Annotated in this window: 19 protein-coding genes; 4 read left to right on the forward strand and 15 right to left on the reverse strand. The window is 70.1% G+C overall.

Annotated elements, in window-relative coordinates; genetic code table 11:
- Positions 1-29: 29 nt before the first annotated feature.
- From DEJ30_RS17720 to DEJ30_RS17725, 3 genes are all read left to right on the forward strand, one after another.
- Positions 30-476, forward strand: coding sequence for a hypothetical protein (locus tag DEJ30_RS17720; protein WP_146238455.1), 447 nt, complete (start codon positions 30-32; stop codon positions 474-476).
- Positions 477-805: 329 nt separating this feature from the next.
- Positions 806-1423, forward strand: coding sequence for a hypothetical protein (locus DEJ30_RS00175; protein WP_110858529.1), 618 nt, complete (start codon positions 806-808; stop codon positions 1421-1423).
- Positions 1424-1430: 7 nt separating this feature from the next.
- Positions 1431-2849: a hypothetical protein gene (locus tag DEJ30_RS17725; protein WP_146238456.1), complete on the forward strand. Its 1419-nt coding sequence runs from the start codon at positions 1431-1433 to the stop codon at positions 2847-2849.
- An 882-nt stretch (positions 2850-3731) separates the two neighbouring features.
- On the opposite strand, the gene DEJ30_RS17730 is transcribed toward DEJ30_RS17725, so the two are convergent.
- The 14 genes from DEJ30_RS17730 to ppk2 all read right to left on the reverse strand — a co-directional run bounded on the left by DEJ30_RS17730 (position 3732) and on the right by ppk2 (position 18360).
- The gene (locus DEJ30_RS17730) at positions 3732-4022 is read right to left on the reverse strand and encodes a hypothetical protein (protein WP_146238457.1); all 291 of its coding nucleotides are present in this window, start codon (positions 4020-4022) and stop codon (positions 3732-3734) included.
- A 296-nt stretch (positions 4023-4318) separates the two neighbouring features.
- Positions 4319-5032 (reverse strand): NADPH-dependent F420 reductase, encoded by a 714-nt coding sequence (locus DEJ30_RS00190; protein WP_110858532.1) that lies wholly within the window; start codon positions 5030-5032, stop codon positions 4319-4321.
- A 26-nt stretch (positions 5033-5058) separates the two neighbouring features.
- On the reverse strand, positions 5059-5652 hold the full coding sequence (locus DEJ30_RS00195; RefSeq protein ID WP_110858533.1) for a TetR/AcrR family transcriptional regulator: 594 nt from the start codon (positions 5650-5652) through the stop codon (positions 5059-5061).
- Between the two features lie 104 nt (positions 5653-5756).
- A complete protein-coding gene (locus DEJ30_RS00200) occupies positions 5757-6098 on the reverse strand; it encodes a hypothetical protein (RefSeq protein WP_051597132.1) in 342 nt (113 codons plus the stop codon).
- Positions 6099-6147: 49 nt separating this feature from the next.
- Positions 6148-6678 (reverse strand): DUF6611 family protein, encoded by a 531-nt coding sequence (locus DEJ30_RS00205; RefSeq protein ID WP_110858534.1) that lies wholly within the window; start codon positions 6676-6678, stop codon positions 6148-6150.
- A complete protein-coding gene (locus tag DEJ30_RS00210; protein ID WP_146238458.1) occupies positions 6675-7214 on the reverse strand; it encodes a hypothetical protein in 540 nt (179 codons plus the stop codon). The genes DEJ30_RS00205 and DEJ30_RS00210 overlap by 4 nt, the downstream gene beginning before the upstream one ends.
- Positions 7215-7299: 85 nt before the next feature.
- The gene (locus DEJ30_RS00215) at positions 7300-7893 is read right to left on the reverse strand and encodes a biotin transporter BioY (protein ID WP_071245214.1); all 594 of its coding nucleotides are present in this window, start codon (positions 7891-7893) and stop codon (positions 7300-7302) included.
- 60 nt (positions 7894-7953) lie between these two features.
- Positions 7954-8646: a TetR/AcrR family transcriptional regulator gene (locus tag DEJ30_RS00220; RefSeq protein WP_110858536.1), complete on the reverse strand. Its 693-nt coding sequence runs from the start codon at positions 8644-8646 to the stop codon at positions 7954-7956.
- A 26-nt stretch (positions 8647-8672) separates the two neighbouring features.
- Complete coding sequence (atzF, locus tag DEJ30_RS00225) at positions 8673-10397, reverse strand: allophanate hydrolase (RefSeq protein ID WP_258369749.1); 1725 nt, start codon at positions 10395-10397, stop codon at positions 8673-8675.
- Complete coding sequence (gene uca, locus DEJ30_RS00230) at positions 10394-14095, reverse strand: urea carboxylase (RefSeq protein WP_258369750.1); 3702 nt, start codon at positions 14093-14095, stop codon at positions 10394-10396. Before uca ends, atzF begins: the two co-directional genes overlap by 4 nt.
- A complete protein-coding gene (locus DEJ30_RS00235; RefSeq protein WP_110858537.1) occupies positions 14092-14796 on the reverse strand; it encodes an urea amidolyase associated protein UAAP2 in 705 nt (234 codons plus the stop codon). The genes uca and DEJ30_RS00235 overlap by 4 nt, the downstream gene beginning before the upstream one ends.
- Positions 14796-15635: an urea amidolyase associated protein UAAP1 gene (locus DEJ30_RS00240; RefSeq protein ID WP_110858538.1), complete on the reverse strand. Its 840-nt coding sequence runs from the start codon at positions 15633-15635 to the stop codon at positions 14796-14798. The genes DEJ30_RS00235 and DEJ30_RS00240 overlap by 1 nt, the downstream gene beginning before the upstream one ends.
- Positions 15636-15650: 15 nt before the next feature.
- The gene (locus DEJ30_RS00245; protein ID WP_110858539.1) at positions 15651-17279 is read right to left on the reverse strand and encodes an APC family permease; all 1629 of its coding nucleotides are present in this window, start codon (positions 17277-17279) and stop codon (positions 15651-15653) included.
- 172 nt (positions 17280-17451) lie between these two features.
- Positions 17452-18360 (reverse strand): polyphosphate kinase 2, encoded by a 909-nt coding sequence (ppk2, locus tag DEJ30_RS00250; RefSeq protein WP_258369751.1) that lies wholly within the window; start codon positions 18358-18360, stop codon positions 17452-17454.
- A 177-nt stretch (positions 18361-18537) separates the two neighbouring features.
- Here ppk2 and DEJ30_RS00255 point away from each other — a divergent pair, with 177 nt between their 5' ends.
- Positions 18538-18897 carry a UBP-type zinc finger domain-containing protein gene (locus DEJ30_RS00255; protein WP_071404761.1) on the forward strand — a complete coding sequence of 120 codons (360 nt, stop codon included), beginning with the start codon at positions 18538-18540 and terminating at the stop codon, positions 18895-18897.
- A gap of 18 nt (positions 18898-18915) precedes the next feature.
- Here DEJ30_RS00255 and msrA read toward each other — a convergent pair whose 3' ends face one another.
- Positions 18916-19437, reverse strand: coding sequence for a peptide-methionine (S)-S-oxide reductase MsrA (gene msrA, locus DEJ30_RS00260; protein ID WP_110858541.1), 522 nt, complete (start codon positions 19435-19437; stop codon positions 18916-18918).
- Positions 19438-19708: the final 271 nt, after the last annotated feature.

Here is a 19708-nt window from a genome sequence, read left to right on the forward strand (position 1 = left end):
ACTCGTACGTCGGGTCGATACTTCGTACAGTGAGTGACGACCTTGCTGAAACGGTCGACGGTCTTGGATCGACCGTCCTAAGCGCTCTCCGGGCGGGTCATCAGGAGGCAGTAGGTGTTGGCGTTGGCCGTCACTCGGTAGGTAGGGAGGTTGTTCTCCGATACCTGCAACTCGTCTCCGAGGTGGCGAGCGTGGATCAGCCGGTGCTATCACCGGAAGAATTGGAAGCGTTTGCAAGCATTGATTTGAAGCGGCTCGCTGTGTCGGATCAGGCCGGTTTTTTCCGTCCTATCGATAACGCTATTGCGGTAGACCCATCAGCACTACCGGAAGTTGCTAGAGCAGAGCTGCGTGACGCAGTGAGAACCGAGTTCGGGCTGTGGCCTTGGTCGGAGGAGCCTCATCCCGAAGAGGCGGAGGCTGATCCGGCACCTCCGTCCTTGCTCGAAGTGGCCATCGTCGCGGTGTACTGGTGAGCCAGGTGCAAGTGTGACGGCACCTACGCCCGGCCCTTCCTCGTTGGCGAGCGGGAGCTGCACATGCTCGCAAGCCCACTGCTCCTGTCTGGCGGGGGGCGTACCAGGATGCGCTCGAGACGCCGCCCCAATGTCGGCTGTGGAGGTGGTGAGCGTTCGCCGCCAGTAGTGGCCCTGGCCGTCGATCAACGGCGTCGTCATGGTCAAGACCGCGAGCCGTGCGCGCGACCAGGAATACCAGCTGCAGCCAGGGGGTCCGGTCGGCAATCGCCTACCGGACACGCTTCTGGTTGCGGGTAGCTGACCCTCCCTCGATATACGATCCAGTTGTGCCTGCCCTCACCGACGATGAACCCGGCGAACTCCTCCAGAAGTTGGGAGAGGATGGAGCGCGTCGCGCAAAGCTCTGGCTTGATGCGACCACGCGCGTCATGGCCACATGGTCGGTCTACGACAAGTTTGGTCGTGATCGGCTTCTGTACCCCTGGCCGGCGGTGGAGCGCTCGTATTCGTACGACCTCGGGGGAGTCTTCTTCGGTGGAGACCTGCACCAGCAATCCTTCTTGGTGGAGTGCAAGAAGTACAACAACCCGTCACAGGGTGGTCATTTCGACAAATTTCTTGCTCAGAGCTATGTGACTTTGCGCGACAACCCAACGCTTGCCGACAACTTCATATGGATCACCTGGCATCCGTTTAGGCAGACTGACTGGACGATTCTCTACACCGCCGAGAAGATCAATGCGGCAATCGTCAAAGAGCGAGAACGCATCTTTGGCGATGTGAGCGAAGAGGACGCAAGAACTGCCATCGATTCGGAAATAGTCGATGACCTGAGCAAGCGAGTTTGGATCATCGTCCTGTCCGATCGACAGGAGACGCTTGTCATCAGTACCGAAGATCGCGCAGAAATCGATAAGATCCGCACCCTGAGGGGCGAGAGGTAGTATCGGAATGGCAAACCTCACATCTACCGCAGCGTCTGACATCGACAGCCTGCAAGAGGAAGTAATACGTACCCTAGAGGGTGTTGACGGAACCACAAGCATTGTCAAAACGGGGTACTTCAACCATACGTATACCCCCGATATCGTTCTTCGTTGGCCAGCTTCCAAGGAAGAGCGGTACGTTTTTCTTCGCGCATCGAGTAATGACGACTATCTCCGTGAAGATATCACCCTGTTGCATGATCGAAACCCGATCTTCGTTCCGGTCAACGGGCTAGAGAAGGCTGCTACCGATGCAGATGGTGGCCCGGTTGAGTTTACTCCGTCGACCGAGCTGCAAGAAGCTTCGGTCGCGGCACATGCCCTCATCACCGAGCCCGCGAGTCTCGACGTCCTTCGTCGCAATGCCAGCGGCGAGCCGATTAGCTCGCTCGCCGCACGCTCGGTCTTACAGGGCGGAGCGGGCCTCATCAGCCCTTCTTTCGCTTCTCAGTTCGATGAGACGGTGACTAATGGTTTCTACGCGGCGCTCAGCGGCGAAGATAACGTAACGAGCAACGCAATTCGAGCAAGCTTCGCCGTCCTTGACGAACCGCGGCTCGCGCAGATTAACGAGCTGTTCCAAGCGGCATGGGTAGGTGGCGGTCAGCAGACGAGTACATACCCCGGCTTAGGTTTCCCTGCTTCGAACCTGGAACCGTCAGCGCTGCTACTGCTGCTGAATACGATCAGTGTCAACGATGACGAGTTTTGGCTTCGCATCGCGCGCAACCTTGAAATGAAGCACCTCGCAGGCCTGACTATATCGAGCAGCAATGCAGGCTTCCAGCGCCTGATGCGTGCGGCGGCGCCTCGTCTCAAGGCCAAAGCCGTTCGAGCTACCGGCGTCAACGAGGCCACTGCTTCTGATATGGAATCGTCCGCGGTTTGGGCGGTGAATAACGGCATTCTGACGCTTCGGGTCGGTCGTGCGCAGGTTGACCTTTCGCCTCGGAGTGTGGATGAGTTTGCGGTGGACGGGTACGCTTTGAGTCCCACTGTCAAGGCTTTCGTCCGTCGCGCTAGGGAGGTTGACCTCAACGTTCTGCGTGTCGTGCTCAGTGATGGCGACCGAACGCTGGAGTACGCCAGCGAAGACGGGACGTCGGTTGTTGATGATGAACGCATCACGGCCCTTGCCGACGGATTCAATGAAAGCACTGTCGCGCGCACGGTGGTGAGGGCGGAAGGTCGGCCGATGAACATCTCGTTCGATTCCTCTACCGGTGTCGGCCACACTCGGACGATTTTCCATGTGTCCTCACTCGTTCAGTCACTCGTGCCACTGCTGCTTGATATGACGGAGGCCGAAAGCACCGAGCTGCGGGAGTTGTTCGAAGAACCCGAGGCGGATGAACCTGTTCCATCCGACGAGGTATCGGAGTAGCCCTGCGGACTGCCTGCGGTGTCGGCGCTCGCTCGTCGCATCCGGAGCGTGGGTGGTCGCCGGCGGGATCGGTACACCGCGCCCCAGGAGGCGCGGTACTCGCTCTCGCCCGAGGCGATCGGCTCACCGGTCGCGGGCAGCGGCCTCCGCCCTGTGCGTGCGTGGGTGCTGGCGAATGACGGAACCCAGTCCCGCGTTGATGCCAGGGCGGCGTCATCGACACCGGAGGCCGTGTGCGTCCGCTGGCTCGACGAGGAGCACGGTCCCGGCTTGAATGTGGCGCGCGGCTGTACGCCGCCGGACCACGCCTGCTGCTACTGACGCGGCCTGAGCCAGCTCATACCGGCGATATCGGACCCTCGGCGTACTCCCGCCGCCAGTCCTGAGCGCGACGATCGGGACCGATAGCAACACCGAGAGACAGGGGGAGCTCGATGAGTGACGTGGGGAACGCCCATAGGCCGAACGGCTCGACAAGTTCCTGCCCTGGCCCTGGCCCTGGCGCTTGGGACGGTGCTCGGGAACGCCCTCGCACTGCGATCGCGCTTGCCTTTGGGCGGCGTCGTCGAAGTCTGCCCGTGGTGCAATTTGGTGCACCGCCACCTGTCTCAAGGTGGCTCAGCTTGGCTAGATCAGCCAGCGGATGCCCGGTAATTGCTGCGATGCGACCATCGGTCTCGTCCGCGCGGATGCGCGGCAATGGGTTCAAATCCCACCGGTACCCCCAGCAACACGACGAAGAGCCCCCGGTTTCGACCGTGAAATCTTCTCGTTTTTTATCGCCGTTCGTTCCCGAGCCGCTCAGCCGTAGATCGAGTCGGGGATCTCCGGGCAGGCGGTGACGAGCTCGTAGTACTGGGACTGCGGCAGATCGACCGACCGTTACGGCGACCACGCCCCGTCGCTGTCGACGAACTCCTGTTCGCTCGGGCCACGCTCCACCGAAATGCCGCGGTCCTGCAGGCACTTCGTGAGCTCGCCGGTGGAGTAGCGGTAGAGCCACTCCAACTGGGACTCGTTGAAGGCAGTCTGGTACTTCGCGGCCAAGGGGTACTCGACACCGCACGTGTACTCGGCGACCGCGAACGGCTCGGACTGTTCCGCCGGGACTTGTCCGGAGGAAAGGCTCGCGTCGGGCATCGCCTTTGCCTGCGGGAACCCCGCGGCGGTCATGCACCGTTCCTGCGTCGGGGCCCAGTCGGCGTGCGAGACGGTCCGGACGCGGTCGACTGCCGGCCGCTCGAGCCCTGGATGGCGTGACTCGACCAGCTGCCATGCCTGGTCGGCGCTCGCGTCGAGGATGGTCTCCGCCCGCGCTGCGCTCAGCGCATCGGGCTGCGGCCCAGAGGCACCCCCAGGCGCGGCACATGCGGACAACCCGGTGACCACGGCGATGCAGACCACGCCCGCTGCTGCAGTGAGGAGCTGATGGTCTCGTCGTCGCAAGGGTCCCCCAAGAGTTGCGATCGTCAGAACTGCCGGTTCGCCACATCCGCCCGGTGCGACACCGCCAGTACGTCCCGCAGCCGCTCCGCGGGCAACGGTGCTCCCTGATCGGCCACGTAGTCCGCCGCGAACCCCTCGGCACTCGCCGCGTAGATCCCCGTGTACGCCCCGGATTCCGGCTCGAAGCGCCACGAGTCGGCCAGGGTCCCGGCGTCCACGGTGTCGAACCCGAGCAGCTGCACGAGCTCGGCGACCACGGCCTTGGCCTGCTCGTCGTCGCCCGCGATCGGCAGCGCCGTGCGAGGAGTGGAGTCGGCGAGGTTCGGGATGTGGTGCGCGACGATGTTGTTGAACGCCTTGACGACCCGCGTGCCGGGCAGGAGTGTCTGCTCGTACTCCGCCGTGGTCGTCGCGAGGGTGTCGAGCTGCTCGATCCGGCCGTCGCGACCGGGGTAGTAGTTGCCCGTCGACAGCACGGTCCGCCCGGCGAAGGCGTCGAGGTCGGGGGCGAGTGCCGGGTAGGCGGTGAGCGGGATGGCGAGCACGGGCACGTCGCCGAACTCGACGGCCTGTCGCACGGTGCCGGCCTGGGCCCGCGGGCCGAGCTCGACGACGAGGTCCTGCAGCGACTCGGGGCCGCGCGAGTTCGCGATGAGGACGTCGAGGTCGGCGCCGACGGCCAGGCGCGCGATCGCGGTGCCGACGGCTCCGCTGCCGATGATGCCGATGCGGTTCATGTGGTGCCCTTTCCGGGAGGTGGATGTCAAGGAAGGAGCGGGGCTTCCCAGCCACGCCGGGCCAGGGCGGAGAGTGCGGCGGACGACGAGTCGTCGGCCATCGCGGCGCCCCGGACCCAGCTGGTGGCCAACGCGGCGAGGAACAGGTCCCGCGCGCGGACGTCGGCACGCGCACGACCGGAACGCTGCGCGGCGCGGAGGAACTCGTCCGTGGTGGTGATGAACCCCTGGCACGTCAGGGCGAGCGGCGACGAGTCGGACGACGCGGCGGCACGGAGCGGTTCGGGCAGTCCGTCGAACGTGCCGGCCCACTCGGTGACCGCGTCGAGCCAGCCGTGCAGGGCGTCGCCGGTGTCCACGGAGCCGTCGCGCAGTGCTTCACGACGCGCCACCAGGTGCTCGTCGCGGGCGGCGAGGAGCTCGGCGATCAGGGCCTCGCGCGTGGGGAAGTGCCGGTAGAGGGTGCCGGCGCCGACGCCGGCCTGCTTGGCGATCGCGTCGAGCGAGCCGGTCACGCCGTGCTCGGCGAAGGCGCGCTCCGCGACCTGCAGGATGTGGTCCCGGTTCCGCAGCGCGTCAGCGCGCGGGGCGCGCCCGGCGGGAGCGGTCTGCTCGGGCATGGCGGGCCTCCAGGCTGTGGCGTCGGGAACCGGAGAAGCTCTCCGGAATCACCACAGTACAGGAGACCCTCTCCGTTTCGACGCTGAAGCGCGACGCCCAGGCGTCAGGACTCCTCGGCAGCCTCCGCCGCGTCCGCCAGGTCCGTCCTCGTGTTCGCGTGGATCGGCTCGCTGTGCCCGAAGGTCTTCGCGGCGGCGCGCAGCCGCCCGACGAACTCCCCGTTGTCCATCTCGAGTTCGTCCTCTTCCGCGTCCTCGATGACGATCTCGCTCGAGGGCCCGATGAGGATCTTCGTGGTGGTCATCGTCCCGTCGTCGGCGACGGCGGGCACGTCGACGGTGTCGGCCCGGTCGCCCCCGGCGAGAGCCGCGGCGTACTCGATCACGGCGTCGGCGACGTCGTCTCCGACCAGGATCGTGGTGGCGTCGTAGTGGATGTGCTTCATCGCGTACTCCTTCCCGAACCCATACAAACGTGCGGCGCGGGAACCGGCTTCAGGATGACCGCTGTGCGCGGTGGTCCGGGGCCGGCGCGGGCAGGGCGTTCCACACGTCGCCCCAGATGAGTTCGAAGTCGACGGGGCGGATGCGGTCGGCCCGGAGCGCCTGTTCCAGGATCGACAGCGCGTCCAGGGAGCCGGTGAGCAGGCGTTCGTCGCCGTGGACCTCGCGGCGGCCGTCGCCCAGGAACGTCGTCACGGTGACGGACCGCACCCGTGGCCGCAGCGCGCGGGTGGCGCGGGCGAGGACCGCGAAGCCGCCGCCGTAGAGGAGCAGCGCGGTGGTCGTGCCGACGGCGGGGACCGAGACGGCGAGCACCAGGGCAGCGAGGGCGACGACCGCCCCGACGGCCGGCCAGACGTGCCAGGCGCGCAGCAGCAGGCGCTCGCCGGTGGTCGTGCCGGGCGGGAACACGACGAGGGTCCGCGAGCTCCACAGTGTTCGGCCGACGGGCCGGACCGTGTACCGGCCCCACAGGTGGGCGCCGTCGAGCAGCCGGGTGCGGACCGGCAGCGCGACGGTCATCGATCCACCGGCGCGAGTTCCGCCCGGACCGGTTCGACGACGTCGCGGTGCCGGACGGTCGCCAGGCACGGGAAGCAGACCAGGTCGCCTTCGCGGACGTCGGCGGGCAACGGAGCCGGGAGGCGGTGGAACGGACCGTCGGCCTGACCGTCACAGCGGGTGACGACGTACATCGGGGAGAGGGGAGCGGTGCTCCGGCGTCCGATCAGGCGCACCTGGTCGAGCACGGCGCAGGTCGGCAGGACCGCGTCCAGTTCCAGGAGCACCACCCCGGTGAGCGGTCGCCGCACACGGGTGACCGCCGCGACGGCGACGCTCACGTCGCGGGGTGTCCAGCCGCGCGGGCGGTACCGGGGCGGGGACTGCTCGGCGGTGTGCACGGTCGGGGTGCCGGTGAGGTCGGCGAGCCGGACCATCGAGATCGCCGAGACCAGCAGGTCGTCGGTGGTCGCTGTGGTGTGGGCCGGCCAGAGGAACGGGTCCATCGGATCGGGGAGCGACGCGCGGAGCGTCGGCATGATCGCAGTCAGTGTCACGACCACACGCTCTCGCGCGCTCGAACGGCGCGGAAGGCCTCCTGACGGAACCCCTACGGCCGGCGCCGGAGTCCTGACGGAGCGCTCACCGGCGGGTGGCCGAGCGCAGGGCTGCGGTCCACCCGAGGGAGATCACGCCGGCGCCGATCAGGGTCTTCACCACACCACCGAGGACGAACGGGTACAGCCCGTACTGCAGGGTCTGCTGCAGGTCGAGGCCGAGTGCCACCGCGAGCCAGGCCATCCCGGCGACGAAGGTGACGACGGTGCCGAGGGCGAAGGACAGCAGCGCGTTCCGCAGCGGGCGGTCGCCGAAGCGCTCGGCGACCCAGCCGACCAGGGCCGCGGCGGCGACGAAGCCGACGATGTACCCGCCTGAGGGGCCGACGAGCACGCCGACCCCGGCCGAACCGTCCGCGAAGACCGGCAGCCCGACGACGCCGAGCAGCGCGTAGACGAGCATCGACAGGGCACCGCGACGGGCACCGAGGGCACTGCCGACGAGCAGCACGGCCAGGGTCTGCCCGGTGATCGGGACGGGCCAGATCGGCACGGACACCTGCGCGGCACCGGCGGTCAGCAGCGCGCCGCCGAGGACCAGGGCGGTGCTGACGACGGCGGTGCGGGGGAGCAGCGCGTCGGCGAGCGGACGGTGTGCGGCGGGGGTGATCGTGGTCATGGTGTTCCTCGCTGGGGGAAGGAGCCGGGGGAGAAGGAGCTGCGGGAGAAAGGGACGGGGTCAGACCGCGACGGCGGCCAGCAGGGACTCGGCGTCGCGCCGGGCCCCCTCCACGGCGGCGGTGTCGAGGCCGCAGGCGCGCAGGCAGGTCGCGACGAGGGCGTCGCGGTCGGCGTCCTGCACGGGGCCGGACCGGCGGAGCTGGATGACGGTCTCGGTGATCTGGATGAGCACGGCACCGAGGCGCGACGGGGAGACGCCGGCGGCGACGTCCGGGGTGGCAGCGCGCGAGCCGAGGCGCCCGTAGGCCTCCTGCAGTTCGACGCGCTCGGCCCGGAACCCGTCGTAGCGCTCGCCCTGCACCTCGGGCAGCAGGTACAGCGTGCCGATGTTGTGCGGGGTGCGGGCGAGGGTGTCCACGTCGGCGACGACCAGCGCGGCGAGGGCACCGGCTGCCGAGGCCGACTCCGGCACGAGCTGCTCGAGGCCGCGAACCAGCTCGAGGCTCGGGCGCACCGAGGTCGTGAGCAGCTCGACGAGCAGGTCGTCCTTGCCGGCGAAGTGGTAGTACAGCGAGGCCTGCCGGATCCCGACCCGTTCGGCGATCGCCCGGGTCGAGGTCGCGCTGATGCCGTTCTCGACGAACAGCGCGGCGGCGGCGTCGAGGATCTGGTCACGCGGGCTCATCGCGGAGTCGGCGTTCGGCACGACCCGCGGTCGGCCGGGGCGCACGGGCCGGTCGTCGGGGGACATGCCCCCATCCTGACAGCCGGTGTCCGTCACGACTGTTCCCGGTACGCGCGCCAGCCGCCGTGGTGGGTGATGTCCTCGGCCCCCTGGACCGCGAACGGCTCGACCAGGAACCCGGTGACCTCGGTACCGTCGTCGAGCGCCACGGTGCCGATCGCCATCGGTGCCGGCAGGGCCGCGACGAAGGTGCCGAAGCCGGCGGCGGGCAGGCGCCAGACCTCCCCGACGATGCCCGACCCCGGCGCAGCGGCGCCGGACGCGACCGGACCCACGCGGACCAGCCCGGGCTTGGGCGGCACCGTGTCGAGGGCGTACAGCCGGTAGTCGGGCGCGGTGCGGGCCTCCCGGAGGAACGATCCGCCGGACGCGACCAGCTGCCCGTTCAGCGGCTGCCCGCGCAGATGCGCCCCGACGACCAGCAGGTCGACGGTCGGGGCGGCGAACGCGGCCGCCAACGCCGCCAGACGGCGGTCGCTGAACGCGGGACCGGTGAGCATGACGCCGAACGGCAGGCCGTCGACGAGCCCGGCGGGCACGGCGAGCGAGGCCATGTCGAGCAGGTTCGCGAAGTTCGTGTAGCGACCCATCCGGCTGTTCGCGCCGATCGGGTCGGCCGCGACCTGCTCGAGCGTCGGGTGCCACGTCGTCGTCGGGGTGAGCAGGGCGGTGGTGCCCTCGAGTGCGGCGCGACCGGCTGCCCCGAACGCGTCGAGCCGTTCCTGGTCGGCGAAGAACTCCGCGGCGGTCGGTCGTGCACCACCGAGCACGATCGCGGCGACCGACGGGTCGAGGTCGGCACCGATCTCGTCGCGGTGGGCCTCGATGTGGGCGCCGACGGCCGCGTACCGTTCGGCGACGAAGGCGCCGTCGTAGAGCAGCGACGCGGCGTCGAGCAGGGGTGCGATGTCGACCTCGACCACCTGGTGTCCGAGCGCGCGGAACCGGTCGACGGCCGCGGCGAACGCCTCGGCCCAGCCGGGTGCGAGCCCCTCGAGCTGTGACGGCAGCGGCACCGCGATGCGCGGGACGGCGGGCAGGTCGGCGAGGGCGCGGTCGGGCCGTGCGAGCGGGTCGACGCCGTCCGGACCGGCCATCAGCTCGGCCGCCGTGCGCGCGAGGTCGAGCGACCGGGCGAACACCGTGACGCAGTCCTGCGAGCGGCAGGCGGGGACGACGCCGGTGTTCGGCACGAGCCCCTTCGTCGGCTTGACCCCGACCAGGTTGCCGAGCGCGGCGGGCACCCGGCCGGACCCGGCGGTGTCGGTGCCGAGCGCGAAGTCGACGATGCCCAGGGCGACCGCCGTGGCGGAACCGCTCGACGAGCCGCCGGAGATCCGCGTGGGGTCCCAGGCGTTCCGGACCGCGCCGAAGGGCGAGCGGGTGCCGACCAGGCCGGTGGCGAACTGGTCGAGGTTCGTCTTGCCGACGACGACGGCGCCGGCGGCGCGGAGCCGGGCGACGGCGGTGGCGTCGGCGGCGGGGTCGTGGGCGTAGGAGCGGGCGGCTGCGGTGGTGGGCAGGCCGGCGACGTCGATGTTGTCCTTCACGGCGAAGAGCAGGCCGGCCAGGGGCAGATTCGGGTCGACGGCCTCGGCCTCGGCCAGCACGTCGGCGCGGTCGCGCAGCGTGATCCAGACCTCGGGCCGGTCGACGGCGTCGATGCGGGCGAAGGCGTCGCGGACGCGGGCCGAGGCGAACGTCGTGGCGGCCGAGCCGGCGCTCGTGCCGGCACTCGCCGCGCTGATCCCGCTCACGCTGCCGCTCCGATCGCGGCGAGGACCTGCCCCGGCGCGACCTGGTCGCCCGGCTTGATGTACACCTCGAGCACGTGGCCCGGCACCGGTGCGTGCACCATCGACTCCATCTTCATCGCCTCCACGGCCAGCAGCTTCTGCCCCTCGTCCACGCGGTCTCCCGGTCGGACGTCCACCTGCCACACGGTCGAGGTGAAGGGGGCGTACACGGCGGTCGACCCCTCGGGCACGGTCACGGCGTCGGCCACCACGGCGGCCGGTTCATCACGGACGTCGAACTCGCCCGATGCCCGCCACCGCTCCTTCTCCTCGCCGAACGCCTGCGCCTGCTGCGCCCGGAAGTCCGCGATGGACCCGGCGTTGTCGGACAGGAAGCGGTTGTACGACGCGATCGAGAACTCGCCCTCGACGGTCTCGAACGAGCCCCGCCCGGCGTCGGTCTCGGCGCGCAACTCGAGCAGCTCGTCGGCACCGACCGGGTACCACTCGATCCGGTCGAAGAACCGCAGCGCCCACGGGTTCTCCTGGAACAGCCCACCGCGGCGGAACCGGTTCCAGATCTGCACCGTGCGGCCGACGAACTGGTAGCCGCCGGGCCCCTCCATGCCGTAGATGCACAGGTACGCGCCACCGATGCCGACGGAGTTCTCGGCGGTCCAGGTGCGGGCCGGGTTGTACTTCGTCGTGACCAGGCGGTGCCGGGGGTCGAGCGGGGTCGCGACCGGGGCGCCGAGGTACACGTCGCCGAGGCCGAGCACCAGGTAGCTCGCGTCGAACACGGTCCGGAAGACGTCGTCGACGCTCTCGAGCCCGTTGATGCGACGGATGAACTCGATGTTCCACGGGGTCCACGGGGCGTCGTTCCGCACGCCGTTCATGTACCGCTCGATCGCCAGCCGGGTGGCCGGGTCGTCCCACGACAGCGGCAGCTTGACGGTGCGCGACGGCACGACGAGCTGGTCGGTCGGCGGGATCTCGTCCTCGAGCTCGCGGAGCAGCCCCGCCACGTCGCGCGCCTTGAGCACGGACGCGTCGGTGTGCACCTGCAGCGAGCGGATGCCCGGAGTGATGTCGAGGATCCCCTTCGGCGTGTGCTCCTGCAGCTTCGTCATGAGCGCGTGCACGCGCATCCGCAGCGCGATGTCGAGGGTCATGTCGCCGTACTCCACGAGCACGTTGTCGTCGCCGTCGCGTCGGTACGCGACGCTCGGCCGCACGTCGGTCGCGTCCAGGCGGGCGATCACGCCGTCGTCGCCGTCGCCTCCGGTGCGCGGCACCGTCCTGGAGGCCCGGTGTGCGTCGAGCGCGGCGGCGGCGGCTTCGCGGACCGGGACGAACCGGACCGTGTCACCCGGTCGGAGCTGGCCCAGCTTCCACAGGTCGCCGCTGGCGACCACGGCGGGGCAGACGAAGCCGCCGAGCGACGGCCCGTCCGGTCCGAGGATGATCGGGGTGTCCCCGGTGAAGTCGATCGCACCGACGGCGTACGGGGTGTCGTGGATGTTCGAGGGGTGCAGACCGGCCTCGCCGCCGTCGGTCCGCGCCCATTCCGGCCGCGGGCCGATGAGCCGGATGCCGGTGCGCGCCGAGTTGTGGTGCACGGCGTAGTCGGTGGCGTAGAAGACGTCGAGGTCGGCGCGGGTGAAGAAGTCCGGCGCCGCGTGCGGCCCCTCGGTGACGGCGATCTCCCACGCGTCGGTGACCGCGGTGCGGCGGTCGGCCGGGGTCGGGCCGCCCACCAGGCCCAGACGGGTTCCGGACGGGAACGCCGGGTGCGGGGCGTCCGAGTCCGGGGAGCCCGGGCGCAGGACGTCGCCGGCGAGCAGGGCCCGCCCGGCGTGGCCGCCGAAGCCACCGAGCGTGAAGGTCGCGGTCGAGCCGAGGTAGGTCGGCACGTCGAAGCCGCCCCGGACCGCCAGGTAGGTGCGGAGGCCCGGACCGGGGGCCGTGCCGATCGCCAGGGTCTGGCCGGCGCCGACCTCGACGGGCTCCCACAGCGCCACGGGTTCGCCGTCGAGGGTGACCGGTGCCGGTGCACCCGTGAGCGCGACCACCGCGGCGGCCGAGAACCGGAGTGTCGGGCCGGTGGCGGTGACCTCGAGCGCGGGGGCACCGTCCGGGTTGCCCACGGCGCGGTTCGCCTCGGCGAAGGACGCCGCGTCGAACGGGCCGCTCGGCGGGACGCCCACCTGCCAGTACCCGACCCGGCCGGGCAGGTCCTGGATCATCGTCATGGTGCCCGGGGCGACGACGTCGATGCGCGGGTCCGGGTCCTCGGTCGCGTCGAGCGTCGAGGTGGAGTGCGTGGCGGTGCGGAGCTCGAGGTCGTCGGTCAGCGCGCGGAGGAGCCCGGCGTTCGTGACGATGCCGTCGATGCGGGTGGCCGCGAGCCCGTCGCGCAGCAGGTCGAGCGCGTCGTCGCGGGTCTCCCCGGTGGCGATCACCTTGGCGAGCATCGGGTCGTAGAACGCGGACACCTCGGAGCCGGTCTCGACCCAGCCGTCGACGCGGATGCCGGTGCGCTCGCCGGATGCCGTGGTCGCGCTCGGGAACACGGCCTGGGTGACGAGGCCGCTGGAGGGCAGCGAGCCCTTCGCCGGGTCCTCGGCGTAGACGCGGGCCTCGACGGCGTGGCCGTTCGGGGTCCAGGTGCGGTCGAACACGTCGGGGTCGATGCCGGCGGCACCGTCGCGGGCCAGGCGGAGCATGAGCTCGACGAGGTCGACGCCGAACACTTCCTCGGTGACCGGGTGCTCGACCTGCAGGCGGGTGTTCACCTCGAGGAACGACGCCTCTTCGCGCACCGGGTCGTAGACGAACTCGACGGTGCCGGCGCTGCGGTACCCGACGCTCTCGGCCAGGCGGCGGGCGGACGCGTGCAGCTCGGCGCGGACGTGCTCGGGGAGTGCCGGTGCCGGGGCTTCCTCGATGACCTTCTGGTTGCGGCGCTGCAGGGAGCAGTCGCGGTCGCCGATCACCGCGACGCGGCCCTCGCCGTCGCCGAAGAGCTGGACCTCGACGTGCCGGGCGGGCCGGACCAGCCGCTCGAGGAAGATGCCGGCCGACCCGAAGTTCGCGGTCGCCAGGCGGACGACGCTCGTGTACGCCTCGCGGACCTCGTCGAGGGTCGAGCAGGCCTGCATGCCGATCCCGCCGCCACCCCCGGTGGCCTTGAGCATGACGGGCAGCCCGATGCGCTCGGCCTCGGTCACGGCGTCGTCGACATTGGCGAGCAGCCCGGTGCCGGCGAGCATCGGGACCCCCGCGGCGGCGGCCAGCTCGCGGGCGGTGTGCTTCGCGCCGAACCGGACGATCTGGTCGGCGGTCGGCCCGACGAACCGGATGCCGGCGTCCTCGCAGGCCCGGGCGAAGTCGGTGTTCTCGGACAGGAACCCGTAGCCGGGGTGCACGAGTCCGGCACCGGTGTCCTTCGCGGCCTGCACCACCGCGTCGATGCGCAGGTACGAGTCGCGGGCGGGGGCGGGACCGAGCCGGACCGCGGTGTCGGCCTCGCGGACGTGGGGTGCCGCGCGGTCGGCGTCCGAGTAGACGGCGACGGTGCGCATGCCGAGCGCCTTCGCGGACCGGATGATGCGGCGGGCGATCTCACCGCGGTTCGCGACGAGGACGGTGTCGGTGCGAAGGGTGGGGGTCTGGTTCACGGTGGCGGTCCCGGTGGGGTCGGGCGCGGCGGTCACGGCTGGACCACGATCATGCGCAGCGGTGTGCAGGAGAAGTCGTTGCAGGGGTTGTTCATCTGCGGGCAGTTCGAGACGACGACGAGCACGTCCCGCTCGGCCCGGATCGCGACCCGCTTGCCGGGGGCGCTCATGCCGTCGACGATCCCCAGGGCGCCGTCGGCCTCGACCGGCACGTTCATGAACCAGTTGAGGTTCGACACGATGTCGCGGGCGCCGAGTCCGTGGCGGCCGGCCTCGGCCAGGAAGTTCTCGCGGCAGCCGTGCTGGTACCGGGTGTGGTGCCCGTACCGCAGGGTGTTCGACTCCTTCGAGCACGCGCCGCCGATGGTGTCCTGCCGGTCGATCTCGTTCGCGACGACGGTCATCAGCGGGCGGCCCTCGTTCGACATCAGCACGGTGCCGGTCCGGACGTACGCGTTGCCCTGCGCGGCGAGGGTGTCCGGCACGCTGTACCGCTCGTCGGGGTCGTGCGCGTCGTAGAGCAGGCAGTCGGCGCTCTGGTTGCCGCCGACGTCGACGATGGTGAGCACCTCGCCGGCGCGGACCACGGCGGACCACGGCGCGAGCGGGGCGACCCGGTCGTCGCGGACCACGGTGCCCGGCACCAGGGACTCGCTCCAGTCGAGGGCGACGTCCGGGTCGTGGACGGCTCCGACCGGGACGGTCGAGGCGGGGGTGTGGGTCGTCGTGTCGGTCATCACAGGCCTCGGGCTTCCGCGTGGTCGATCGAGTTCAGGTAGGCGCGGGTGAGCTCCGGCGTCGCGGTGAACCGCTCGTCGGCCGCGGTCGTCGGGGCCCCGCGCCAGGCGTGCACCCGCAGTGGTCCGACCAGGTAGTCCGGGCGCGGGTCGATCGGGTGCGCGACGTTCGCGACCAGCACGAGCAGCGGCAGCTCGGCGACGAGCGTGACGTGGGTGCCCGCGCCGGCCGAACCGGTGAAGGTCATCGCCCCCTCGGGGTCGATCCGCACGCCCTGGAAGAACGAGATGCTCGGCGGCAGATCCCGCTTGGTGAGCCCGTGCTTGGCGGCGGCCTTCGCGAACAGCGACCGACCGCTCGGGGTGCGCCCCTCGGGTGCCGCGTCGCCGTACTTCCGCTCGTTCCAGGCGTCGGTCGAGGTGCCGCAGAACGCGTCGTGGTGCCCCGAGGTGTCCTCGAGCACGGTCGCGAGTGCCCGGCCGTCCCCGCTCAGCAGGGGCGAACCCTGGCCCAGGTACGCCTGCCACGGGATCTTCTGGGTGTCGGCGACGTTGAGCCGCTCCCACGGTTCGAGCGCGTTGAACACCAGGACGTTGGCGCAGGCCTGACCCGTCGGGTCGTCGAACCGCAGCCGTGACCCACGAGCCAGCACCTTGTGCGTGTAGCCGCCCGGCGCCACCGTCTCGGCCCAGACGAGCTGCGCGGGGTCGACGCCCTCGGGGGCGAACGGTGACGACGACGCCGGCAGGTACGGCATGTACTCGGACTGCGAGCCGGCCTGGGCGCGTGCATCGGATCGGGAGGCGAGCACGCTGTCGGTCTGGTGGAGGTCGCGCATGGGGTTCCTTCCGGATCAGGCTTCGACGGAGGCGGCGGTCGGGCTCGCCGCAGTCACGGCTGCGGGGACGGGGACCGCCGCGGTGGTGGGGACCTCGGCCAGGGTGATCGGCCCGTGCGTCCGGTGACGCCAGCTCGACCACGCCCAGCCGACGAGCAGCACGCCGCCGATGAACAGCAGGGCGCTGTACTGCAGCCACCACGAGGTGCCGGTCAGGTCGTAGATCTCCGGCCGGGGCCAGATGAGGTTGATCGCCATGCCGATCTGGAACGCCACGGCCAGCGCGTTGAGCGGGATGCCCCAGCGACCGAGGGTGAACAGCGGCTTGCCGTCCTCGTCCACCCCGGTCGGCAGCCCCGTGCGCCGGAGCTTGATCCGCTGGACCAGCAGCGGCCCGGTGACCCCGAGGTAGGCCAGGTAGAGCATCGCGATGCACAGGCTCGACAGGGCGGTGAAGATCGCGGACTGCCCGATGTTGACGGCGAGGGCCAGCCCGGCGCCGACCCCGACGACGATCGACGCGGCGATCGGGGTGCCGGTTCGGGGCGAGACCCGGGCGAGGGTGCGGTGGAAGGGCAGCGCCTTCTCGCGCGCCATCGAGTAGACCATCCGGGCGCCGGCGGTCTGCACGGCGAGGGTGCAGGCGAAGACCGCGACGGCGACGGTGCAGAGCAGGAGCCGGCCGAAGACGTCGCCCAGGGTCGACGTGATCACCCAGGCGAGACCCTGCGTGGCGAGCTTGCCGTCGGTCAGGTTCGGGGCCGCGACGAGGGCGCCGATGATGAGCAGCCCGCCGCCGAGACCGGAGACCGTGAGTGCCCGGACGATCGTCTTCGGGGTGGTCCGGCGCGGGTTGTGGGTCTCCTCGGCGAGCTCACCGGCCGAGTCGAAGCCGACCATCACGTACGCGGCCATCAGCGAGGACGCCAGGAACGCCCACACGTACGGCTCGGTGCTCGTCGACCCGGCGGTCGTGAACACCACGGACGCGCTGCGGTGCGGCAGCAGGAACAGCGCGCCGATGAGCACGACCACGCCGACGATCTCGATGAGCACGCCGAAGCTCGTCACGCGGGCCATCAGCCGGACGCTCGTGATGTTCACGATCGTCGTCACGGCGAGCATCACCAGACCGAGGACCACCGCGTTCGCGGCACCGGTCGGCGACGCGACGGACGGGTCCGCTCCCGGACCGCCGACGACCTGGAACCCGTCCCAGATCGCGGGGAGCACGGCCTGCACGGCGATGGCCGCCACCGCGACGGTGAGGATCTGGCCGATGATCATCGTCCAGCCGGTGAACCACCCGAACCGGGCTCCGGCCAGGCGGCTCGACCACTGGAAGATCGCGCCGGAGATCGGCCAGCGGGCCGCGAGCTGCGCGAAGTTCAGCGCGACGAGCAGCTGCCCGCCGAAGACGAGCGGCCACGCCCAGAAGAACGCGGCACCGCCGAGCCCGAAGCCGAGTCCGAACAGCTGGAAGACCGTGGTGAGGATCGAGACGAAGGAGAAGCCCGCCGCGAAGGAGGAGAACGAGCCGACCCCGCGGTGGAGTTCCTGCTCGTAGCCGAGGCGGGCGAGCCCCTGGGTGTCGACGTCGGACGTGGCGCGCGGTGCGTGGAGCGGTGCTTGCGGAGAACGCATGACTGCAGACCTTTCGCGGAGTACCTGTCGGGTGACAGGTAGTGCGACAAGTGTCTTGCGGCCCTGTGTCGTCGCCGTTGCCCGTCTGTTTCGAGTGCGTGACGGCAGGCCTCGGCGTGTAAACGTTCCGAGTCGGCGGGCGGATCAGCGGCGGGGGATCACCGGTGGGGGATCACTCGACGTCGACGTCCCGCTTGCCGCGGCGGACGATGAGCGGGTCCGGCTTGCCGATGACGTCGGTGTCCTTGTCCGGGTAGTCGAACTGCGTCAGGAAGTACCGCATCGCATTGAGCCGCGCGCGCTTCTTGTCGTTCGACCGCACGATCGTCCACGGCGCGTAGCGCTTGCTCGTCCGGGTGAACATCGCCGTCTTCGCCTCGGTGTAGTCCTCCCACCGGTCGAGCGACAGCAGGTCGATGTCGGACAGCTTCCACCGCCGCACCGGGTCGAGCTGCCGCATCGCGAACCGTGTCCGCTGCTCGCGCCGGGTCACCGAGAACCAGAACTTCGTCAGGTGGATGCCGGAGTCGACGAGCATCCGCTCGAACTGCGGCACCTGGGTCATGAACGACTCGTACTCGTCGTCGCTGCAGAAGCCCATCACCCGTTCGACGCCGGCACGGTTGTACCAGGAGCGGTCGAACAGGACCATCTCACCGGCGGCCGGCAGGTGCTGCACGTACCGCTGGAAGTACCACTCACCACGCTCGCGCTCGGTCGGCTTGCTCAGTGCCACGACCCGCGAGGTCCGGGGGTTGAGGTGCTCCGTGAACCGCTTGATCGTGCCGCCCTTGCCCGCGGCGTCACGCCCCTCGAAGAGCACGACGACCTTCTGGCCGGTGTCCTCGAGCCAGTACTGGCACTTCAGCAGCTCGATCTGCAGCAGGTACTTCTGGTACTCGTACTCGTCCCGCGGCAGGCGCTCCGAGTACGGGTAGTCGTCCTGCCAGGTGAGCACCGGGTTGCCGTGCGGGTCGATCAGCTCCGGGTCGGCCGTCTGGCCGTCCGCGACGCTGTACCCCTCGGTCCGCAGCTGTTCGATGTACTCCCGCAACGGCTGCGAGTACGGCGCTGTGTCCACGGTGTCCTCCCTCTGCGAGCCGATCGGCTGTCGGCCCCAGGCCATCCTGGCCCGGCCACCCGCACGACCGCCCCATGCCTCGCCCTGGACGCGACCCGACGACGGCCTGGAGGCGCGGTGCGGGCCCGCCCCGTGCCTCCCGACCGCATGTGCCCTGTCTCAGGCCATGATGGTGCCATGACGGACCAGGCCGAGATGATCCACCCCGAGATCGCACCGAGCGGAGACGGGTGCGTCGAGTGCGACGCGACCGGCTCGTGGTGGGTGCACCTGCGCCGCTGCGCGGCGTGCGGCCACGTCGGCTGCTGCGACGACTCCCTCAACACGCACGCGACGCGGCACTGGGAGGAGACCGGGCACGCGGTCATCCAGAGCTACGAGCCCGGCGAGACCTGGGCGTGGGACTACCGCGACGACACCCGCTCCGAGGGGCTCGAGCTCGCAGCACCCACCAGCCACCCCGTGACGCAGGCAGTCCCCGGGCCGGCGGATCGCCTTCCCGGGGACTGGTTGGAACTGCTCGGCGGATCACGCTGATCCGCGGCGGTCGTCAGGTCAGACGGCCGCGGTCGCCTCGTCGCGGTGCGGGAGCTTCCAGCCCGGACGCACGAAGTGGCAGGTGTAGCCGTGCGGGTTCTTCTCGAGGTAGTCCTGGTGCTCGTCCTCGGCCTCCCAGAACGGGCCGGCCGCGGTGACCTCGGTGACGACCTTGCCGGGCCAGATGCCCGACGCGTCGACGTCCGCGATGGTGTCGAGTGCGACCTGCTTCTGCTCGTCCGAGGTGGTGAAGATGGCCGAACGGTAGCTGCGACCGATGTCGTTGCCCTGGCGGTCCTTCGTCGACGGGTCGTGGATCTGGAAGAAGAACTCCAGCAGGTCCCGGTACGAGATCTGGGACGGGTCGAAGACGATCTCGACCGACTCGGCGTGGTCGCCGTGGTTGCGGTACGTCGCGTTCGGCACGTCGCCGCCGGAGTAGCCGACGCGGGTGCTGACGATGCCGGGACGACGACGGAGGAGCTGCTGCGCTCCCCAGAAGCAGCCGCCGGCGAGGATGGCGGTCTCGGTGGTGGTCATGGTGGCCTCCTGGGCTCTCGTGTCACTGGCTGCGACACCGTGTGGTGCAACCGGCAACAGGGACGATCTGTTCCCGTCGTCAGGCCTGCTGTGGGGCGCAGACCCACCCGGGTGTGCGGTCGGTACGACTCGACCCTACGAGCGGGACCTCGGTGCCAGCTCCCTATTGGTTCCACGCTGCAACTGTCGACCCCTTTGGCCCTTGCTGGTGGTGGTGTCGCAGCAGACGCCTGCGCAGGCTGAGGTGACCGGTGCGGCTCCCGAATGCTGG

It is taken from the genome of Curtobacterium sp. MCPF17_003, from assembly GCF_003224385.1.
Lineage (GTDB): Bacteria > Actinomycetota > Actinomycetes > Actinomycetales > Microbacteriaceae > Curtobacterium > Curtobacterium flaccumfaciens.